Here is an 8,710-nt window from a genome sequence, read left to right as displayed (position 1 = left end):
TTTACAGCACAATGTAGAGAGTTGAAACACTTTCATTACTATTTGTGCCGCCAGCCGAAGGCGGCGGAATGGAGATTAAGATGAAGAAAGCAGACAGAATATATTATGGCGGAGATTATAATCCTGACCAGTGGGATGATCAGACAATAGATGAGGATATGCGCTTGTTTAAAAAAGCTGGAATTAATTTATTAACTCTTCCAGTTTTTTCATGGGCAAAGCTTGAGCCAGACGAGGGTGTTTATAATTTCGAATGGTTGGACCGAATCATTGATAAAATTTGGGAAAACGGTATTCATGTATGCCTTGCTACTCCAACTACTGCACAACCGGCCTGGCTGTCCACCAGATATCCAGAAGTACTTCCTGTTGATATTGCAGGAAGAAAAAGAACTCATGGAATGCGCGTGTTCTTCTGCGTAAACAGCTTGAAATATCGAGAAAGAGCAGCTGCAATTGCAGAGCAAATGGCTATGCGTTACGCCCATCATCCAGCACTTGCGATGTGGCATGTTTCCAATGAATATGGAACCTATTGTTACTGTCCGACCTGTCAGGCAAAGTTTCGTGTATGGTTAAGAAAACGTTATGGAACAGTGGATGAACTGAATAAAAGATGGCACACCACGTTCTGGGGAAGAATTGTCAGTAGCTTTGAAGAAGTAACACTACCTACAGAATTAAATGATGATTATCGGTTTAATCCGGCAATTCAGTTAGACTATATGCGCTTTGTAACAGATTCAACAGCGGAATGTTTCCAGAATGAATATGATATTCTGAAAAAATATAATCCGGAGATTCCTATTCAGACAAATATGTCTGGTTTTATCAAGAAATTAGATCAATTTACCATGACTAAGAAATTGGACATAGTAGGATGGGATAACTATCCGTGGCCAGATGATCCGGCGTATTTCGTGGCAATGAAGCATGATATTATGCGAGGCTTAAAAGGAGGCCAGTCTTTTGTTCTAACAGAGCAGTCTCCAAATCAGCAGAACTGGCAGCCTTATAATCTGCTAAAACGTCCTGGTGAAGTGAGAAGATTATCCTATCAGGCAATGGCGCATGGAGCAGATACCTGCCTGTTTTTCCAGATGAGACAGTCTGTTGCCGGACAGGAAAAATTCCACGGGGCAATTATTAGCCATTCAGGAAGAGAGGATACAAGAGTTTTCAGGGAATCAAGTGTATTGGGAGCTGAGCTAGCGCATATAGGAGATACTTTTTTGAATGGAAGGACACCTGCAAGGGTAGGAATCCTTTTTGACTGGAACAACTGGTGGGCATTGGAACTTTCCAGCGGTCCGTCTAAGGATATGGATTATCTAAAAACAGTTTCTCTTTATTATGAAACCCTGTATCGACAGAATATCGGAGTAGATTTTCTGCCATTTGAGGCAGAGCTGGAGAAATATGATCTCGTTATAGCACCTATGATTTATATGGAAAAAAATAATATTGGCGAAAAGTTAAATGCATATGTGAAAAATGGCGGAACTCTGGTTACTACAGTTATGTCTGGACTTGCAGATGAAAATGACCGTTGCGTATTCGGTGCTTATCCAGGAAAATTAAAGGACATGCTTGGAATCTGGGTAGAAGAAACGGACGCTCTTCGCCCGTATGAACAGAATCATATGAAAATCGAAAAGGCGGATATGGTTTCAAGAGAAGAATATTCCTGTGACTTTTTGTGTGATATTATTCATCCAGAAGGTGGTGCGGAAGTTCTTGCAACCTATGAAGATGACTTTTATGCAGGAATTCCATGCGTGACCTGCAATACTTTCGGAAAAGGAAAAGCTTACTATATTGGAACTCAGCCAGAACAGAAATTTCTGGAAGAACTGATGGAAAAAATTTGTAAAGACTGCAATATCGAAAGCGTATATTCCGCAGATGAAGGTGTGGAGCTGACAGTCAGAAAATCCGATAAAGGTAGAATTGTTTTTGTGATTAATCATAACAGTAAAGAGGCAGAAGTTGATTTTGGAACAGATAAACTGAAAAGCCTTATTGATGAGCGGAAATTTACCGGGAAGAATACGATTCAGCCAGGAGACGTATTTGTAACCATAGTTGAGGAATAATTTGGAAGAAAATGGAGAAGTGTTGAAATGGAAAAGAATATTTTATTTCCCAAGTTAAATGGTTTCGTCCATGGTGGAGACTATAATCCGGAACAGTGGCTGGATCGTCCTGACATTCTGGAAGAAGATATCAGAATGATGAAAAAAGCAGGTGTGAACTGTGTTACACTTGGCGTTTTTTCCTGGTCCGTATATGAGCCTAGGGAAGGCGAATTTCACTTCGAGTGGCTGAAAAAAATTATGGACAGTTTATATGAAAACGGCATTTATACGATCCTTGCCACACCATCCGGCGCAAGACCAGCATGGTTGGATAAAAAGTATCCGGAAGCAATGCGAGTTGGAAAAAACGGCCAGCGAAATCATCATGGGGTGCGTCACAATCACTGCATGTCCTCACCGGAATATCGCAAAAAAACAGCACTTATGGACAAACTGCTGGCTGAAAAATTCGGACAGCATCCTGGTCTTATTATGTGGCATGTTTCCAATGAGTTAGGCGGAGAGTGCTATTGTCCTCTGTGCGTAGAGCGTTTTCAGAAGTACCTGAGCGAGCAGTTTGATCATGAAATCGACAAATTAAATCAGGCATGGTGGACAACCTTCTGGAGTCATCGTTACAATGATTTTGATCAGATTGAGCCGCCATTTGCAAATGGTGAAGGCAGTATTATGGGGCTGAACCTGGAGTGGAAACGATTTACTACCTGGAATATGAATGATTTTATGAATTCTGAAATTCAAGTACTCAAAGAGATTACCCCGGATATCCCTGTGACAGCAAATTTTATGATGCTTTACAATGGTCTTGATTACCGAAAAATGGCACCGTTTCTGGATGTGATCTCCTGGGACAGCTATCCACAATACAACAATGATTATGAAAGCTTGTATGAAACCATGACAGAAAATGGGTTTCATCACGCAGTGATGCGCGGGTTGAAAAAGGACAAGCCCTTTATGCTGATGGAAAGTGCACCTGGGCTGGTAAACTGGCATCCGTATAATAAAGTAAAAAGACCTGGCGTTCACAAGCTTGCGTGTATGCAGGCAATTGCCTGTGGTTCCGATACTGCTCAGTATTTTCAGTGGAGAAAAGGCCGCGGCTCCTTTGAGCAGTATCATGGAGCTGTTGTAGATCACCTTGGAAAGGATGATACCAGAATTTTCAGGGAGGTGGCAGAGGTTGGTGCTTTGCTCAAAAAAATTGCCCCTGCAGCAGGAACACTGGTAAAAGCAAAAACAGCTCTGTTATTTGACTGGGACAACCGTTGGGCAATCCAGGATGTAAAAGCATTAAGTGAAAACACAAAAAACTATGAAAAAACCTGCATTGGAATCTGGAAAGAATTTCAGAAGCTTGGAGTAGAAATGGATGTGGTTGGTTCCAATGATGATCTTAGTGATTATAAAGTAGTCGTAGCGCCTATGCTTTATCTTCTTCAGCCGGGAACCGCAGAAAACTTGCAGAAATTTGTGAAAAACGGCGGCCAGCTTTTAGCCACTTATTTTACCGGATATGTGGATAAAGATACCTTGTGTTATCTTGGCGGTTTTCCGGGAGACGGACTGGCAGATTTGTTCGGAGTAATTAGTGAGGAAATTGATACCTTATACCCCTCCGATAGAAACAGCTTGTGTTTTCCTGATGGAAAAAAATGGACTGTATATGATTACGCAGAAATCTTACGGGTTCAGGATGCACAGATCCTGGCTTCCTATGGAACTGATTTCTATGAGGGAAGTGCCGCATTAACTGTAAAAGAATGGGAAAGCGATACTCATACCGGAGAAAATGGTCGTGCCTATTACATAGCAGCAAGAGTTGCGCCTGAAGAAATGGGAAGTCTGTTTGAAACAATGCTTGCTGATGCCGGAATTGCAGTTAAGGATCTTCCGGGAGAAGTGGAATACCATCAACGTCAGGGAGAAGACACTACCTATGAATTCTATCTGAATCATGGCAAAGAAAAATCGCTGATAAAGAATGTAACAGGTAGGAATTTGCTCACAGGAGAAGATATTAACGAAACATTATCGCTAGCTGCTTATGATGTGGCGGTGATTTGTAAACAGTCATAACAATAATAAATGTGACACTAAATAAAGAAATTGGACTTGACGATGACTGCTTTGTAATCGTAAAATTTTTGTATAGATTACAAAAAAGATGGTATGAATTTATAGGCTTTAATGGGTATAATTCACAAGTGAAAATAGAAAATTCAAAAATCGGAAGGGTTTGAAGACTGTTAAAACAGAAAAAGAAGGAGACATTTGAAATGAAATTAGGAATTGTTTATACTAGCACAACACCAGAACTTATTGAGTGTGTAAACGAAGAAATCAGAAAAAATCTTGGAGATACCCCGGAAATTCTCAACTATCAGGATCCGTCTATTCTTGCAGAGGTAAGAGAGCATGGTTATGTAACTGCAGGTGCAGCAGCTCGCCTTGTGGGAATGTACATGCAGGCTGTTTCTGACGGGGCAGATGCAATTTTAAACTGCTGCTCTTCTGTTGGAGAAGTTGCAGATGCCGCACAGAATATTGGACGCTACACAGGCATCCCGATTGTTCGTATTGATGAGGAAATGTGCCGTGAAGCAGCTCGCCTTGGCAAGAGAGTAGGCGTACTTGCAACTCTTCCTACTACCCTGGAGCCTACCAAGAATACAGTCTCCCGTGTTGCAAGAGAAATGAACAGCCATGTAGAACTGGTTGATGGACTTGTAGATGCATTCGGCGCAGACCAGGATAAATTTAAAGCTCTTCTTTGTGCAAAGGCAGAAGAAATCGCAGATCAGGTAGATGTGATTCTTTTGGCTCAGGGATCTATGGCATATGCAGAAGATGCAATTCATGAGAAAATTGGCAAACCTGTACTTTCCAGCCCACGTTTTGGCGCACAGGCACTTGCAGCTGCATTGAAGGCTAAAGGATTATAAGATTAATCATATAGAGAACAAAACTGCACAATTAAAGGAGAACAACCATGCTGACAGATACAACCAGATCCCCTTACGCGAAGGTTCATGCGCTGGATGGGATGAAAGTAAAATGGACAGGCGGTCTTTGGAAGGAACGCTTTGATACCTGCGCGAACAGTACTGTGCCTCAGCTGAAGCATATGTTTGACAGCAAGGATATCAGCCATGTAGTGGAGAACTTTAAAATCTGCGCAGGAGATGCGCAGGGAGACTTTGACGGAACTGTTTTCGGAGACGGAGACTTTTATAAATGGATGGAATCTGCCATTTATACGGCTTATCAGACAGACAACCAGCTTCTGAAGGATGAGATTGAAAAATATATTGATCTCATCGGAAGAGCACAGCAGCCGGACGGCTATCTTTCCACCAAGCAGATCATTGGAGAGAGAAGCGGAAACGGCGTTTCCAGAATGGGAGATATTAACGATTTCGAGGTATACAACTTCGGACATATGTTTACAGCGGCCTGTGTACATAAAAGAATTACAGGTAAGGACAGCTTTCTTGCAATTGCAGCCAGAACGGCAGATTATCTGGAACACTTGTATGAAGAGGCAGAGCGCACAGGAGAAGTACAGACTGCAGTCTGCCCTTCCCACTATATGGGACTTGTGGAAATGTACCGTACTACTGGCGAAGCGCGTTATCTGAAGCTTGCAAAGCAGGCGATTGCGCTTCGTGACAGCGTAAAGAACGGTTTGGATGACAACCAGGATAAGATTCCGCTGAAGCAGCATGAGAAAATTCTTGGACATGCAGTTCGTGCCAATTATCTCTATGCAGGTGTAGCAGATCTTTGCCTGGAAGAGGAAGATCCGGACTATATCAATGTTCTCCACAAAGTATGGAGAAGCCTTGTGGATAAAAAGCTTTATATTACCGGCGGATGTGGAGCCTTGTATAATGGTGCCTCTCCGTATGGATACTTTTTTGATCATCAGCTTGTTCATCAAGCATATGGCTATGAGTACCAGCTTCCGAATATTACTGCATACAATGAAACCTGTGCATCTCTTGGCGGCGTTTTCTGGGCATACCGCATGTTCCAGCTGGAGCCAAAGGCAGAGTACTTTGATATTCTGGAACGAATGATGCTGAATACCAACCTGGCTGCACTGAGCCTGGACGGAAAAAGATTTTTCTATGAAAATATGTTAAGACGTGCCAGGAAGCTTGACTATAAGCTGATCTGGCCTCTTACAAGAAGCGAATATATTCTCAGCTACTGCTGTCCTCCAAACCTGGCAAGAACCATCGCCCAGTCCAGCGAATATGCATATCTTACATCTGATAACAGCGTATGGACCGGTATGTACGGTGCTAGTGAAGCACAGGTGAAGCTGGAAAATGGCGGAGAATTCACATTGGTACAGTCCACTGATTATCCGTTCGATGGAGCAATCCGCTTCACAGCAAAGAATGTGAAGGTAAATGCTCCTGTTCACTTAAGACTGCGTGTTCCGGGATGGGCAGCTTGTGGTCACATCAAGGGCGCTGGCACAGACCGCGAGCTGACAGCAGCAGATGCAGGCACTTATCTGGATATTCTCGTAGAGGATTTACAGAATATGGATGTACAGCTGAATCTGGATATGAAGATCCGCTATACAGTAGCTAATAACATGGTTGAAGAAACTGTGGGACAGGCTGCAATTGAGAGAGGACCATTGGTATATTGCTGCGAGAGTGTAGATACCCATGCATCGACTCTGGATGACATTTATCTGGATCTGAATGCAGAGTTTGTTCCTGTTGAATTTGAAATCGAGGGAAGAAAAATGACAGCCCTCGAGACTGAGGAATATACCATTGACCGTTCTGAGTTTGACAGAAATGCTCTGTATCAGCCGCTGAAATACCATGGTATGAGCAAAAAGCATGTACGTCTGATTCCATATTATGCATGGGATAACCGTGATTACGGTGAGATGAGAATCTGGTTTCCAATCGCATATACCGTATAAAAATGGGTACTGTGCCCGTAATTGACTGGGCAATAAGACACCAACAGAATGGAGAGTTATAGAAGCTATGGAATGCAAAGTAATTCCTTTCCAGACTGCTGCGGAAAGAGACAAAACAGATGCCGACAAAGCAGAAGCACTTCTTTCCAAGGCAATGGAAGGTTTTCATAAAAAATTAGTAGTACTGGATGATGATCCGACTGGAGTTCAGACCGTTCATGATGTGTCTGTTTATACTGACTGGGAAGAAGAATCCATTCGCAAGGGATTTGAGGAAAAAGAAAACATGTTTTTTATCCTCACCAATTCACGGAGCTTTTCTGTAGAGGAAACTACAAGAGTTCATCTGGATATTGCCGCAAGAGTGGCAAAGGTTGCCAGAGAACTGGGACAGGATTTTATGATTATTTCCCGTGGAGATTCTACTTTAAGAGGTCACTATCCGCTGGAAACACAGCTTCTGGCAGACGGTCTGACAAAAAATGAGGGCGCTGTTGTTGATGGGGAGATTATCTGCCCGTTTTTCCCAGAGGGCGGACGCTATACAATGGATAACATCCATTATGTAAAAGAACAGGACAATCTGGTTCCTGCCGGAATGACAGAGTTTGCAAAAGACAAGACCTTCGGCTACAAATCCTCCGACCTTACGGAATATGTTGAGGAAAAAACAGCCGGAAAATATAAAAAAGAAGACTGCATCACAATTTCTCTGGAAGAGCTGAATGCGTTGGATATACAGGGGATCAAAGCAAAGCTTATATCTGCGAAAGACATGGCGAAGATTATTGTGAATGCAGTTTCCTACGCAGATCTGAAGGTTTTTTGTACAGCACTGGTGCTTGCTATGAAAGAGGGAAAACATTATATGGCAAGAACAGCAGCAGCTTTTACCAAGGTAATGGGACGCATTCTGGACCAGCCTCTTCTTGGAAAAGCACAGCTGGAGGGTGCGACCAAAAACGGTGGAATCGTTCTGATCGGTTCCCACGTGAAGAAGACTACAGACCAGCTGAACTGTCTGAAGGAACTGGACGGACAGGTCGATTTTATGGAATTCCAGGTAAACACCGTTTTCGAAGAAAATGGTCTGGAGAAAGAGGTAGAGAGAACGGTGAAGGCAGCAGAGGAAAAAATCCTTTCAGGCAGAACCGTTGTAATTTATACAAGCAGACAGCTTCTTGCACCGGAGAACATGACTCCGGAGGAGAAACTGCAGATTTCCGTAAAAATTTCCAATGCTGTGACAAGTATTATCGGCAAGCTTCAGGTGAAACCGAAATTTATTATAGCAAAAGGCGGAATCACATCCTCAGATGTGGGAACCAAGGCACTTCATGTAAAGAAAGCCCGGGTTATGGGTCAGGTGAAGAAGGGAATTCCGGTTTGGATGACCGGAGAAGAGAGTAAATTCCCCGGAATGCCTTATATTATTTTCCCAGGCAATGTAGGAGAGGTAAGTACTCTGAAGGAAATCGTGGAAGAATTAATTTGAACGTAGATAAGCATTCCCCCGCTTCAAGTGCGCGGAATACTAAGCGGTGGGTGAGGGGGAGATGCTAAATGGGAGGCAATAGTGTGAAAGAAAGTAGAGGACAGCCATAAATGGGCATACTTTAATAAGCTGTCTTAATTAGGCAACTTTTTGAAGCGTTAT

General features: G+C 42.8%; 5 protein-coding genes. All 5 read left to right on the top strand.

The window, feature by feature from the left end; translation table 11 throughout:
* Nucleotides 1-80: 80 nt before the first annotated feature.
* The 5 genes from OCV70_RS18640 (at nt 81) to OCV70_RS18620 (ending at nt 8,548) form a co-directional block, all read left to right on the top strand.
* Nucleotides 81-2,096, top strand: a complete 2,016-nt coding sequence (locus OCV70_RS18640) for a beta-galactosidase (protein ID WP_148461469.1) — start codon at nt 81-83, stop codon at nt 2,094-2,096.
* A 27-nt stretch (nt 2,097-2,123) separates the two neighbouring features.
* Complete coding sequence (locus OCV70_RS18635; protein WP_021925075.1) at nt 2,124-4,178, top strand: beta-galactosidase; 2,055 nt, start codon at nt 2,124-2,126, stop codon at nt 4,176-4,178.
* Between the two features lie 200 nt (nt 4,179-4,378).
* Nucleotides 4,379-5,044 carry an aspartate/glutamate racemase family protein gene (locus tag OCV70_RS18630; RefSeq protein ID WP_117849481.1) on the top strand — a complete coding sequence of 222 codons (666 nt, stop codon included), beginning with the start codon at nt 4,379-4,381 and terminating at the stop codon, nt 5,042-5,044.
* Nucleotides 5,045-5,091: 47 nt separating this feature from the next.
* Nucleotides 5,092-7,053 carry a glycoside hydrolase family 127 protein gene (locus OCV70_RS18625; protein WP_262579988.1) on the top strand — a complete coding sequence of 654 codons (1,962 nt, stop codon included), beginning with the start codon at nt 5,092-5,094 and terminating at the stop codon, nt 7,051-7,053.
* A gap of 67 nt (nt 7,054-7,120) precedes the next feature.
* Entirely contained in the window at nt 7,121-8,548 is a 1,428-nt protein-coding gene (locus OCV70_RS18620; protein WP_186900765.1) for a four-carbon acid sugar kinase family protein, read from the top strand.
* Nucleotides 8,549-8,710: the final 162 nt, after the last annotated feature.

The sequence above is a fragment of the Blautia acetigignens genome (assembly GCF_025566865.1).
Lineage (GTDB): Bacteria > Bacillota > Clostridia > Lachnospirales > Lachnospiraceae > Blautia_A > Blautia_A acetigignens.
The sequence above is the reverse complement of the archived record's forward strand: the minus strand, read 5'-3'. Positions and strand labels throughout refer to the sequence as shown.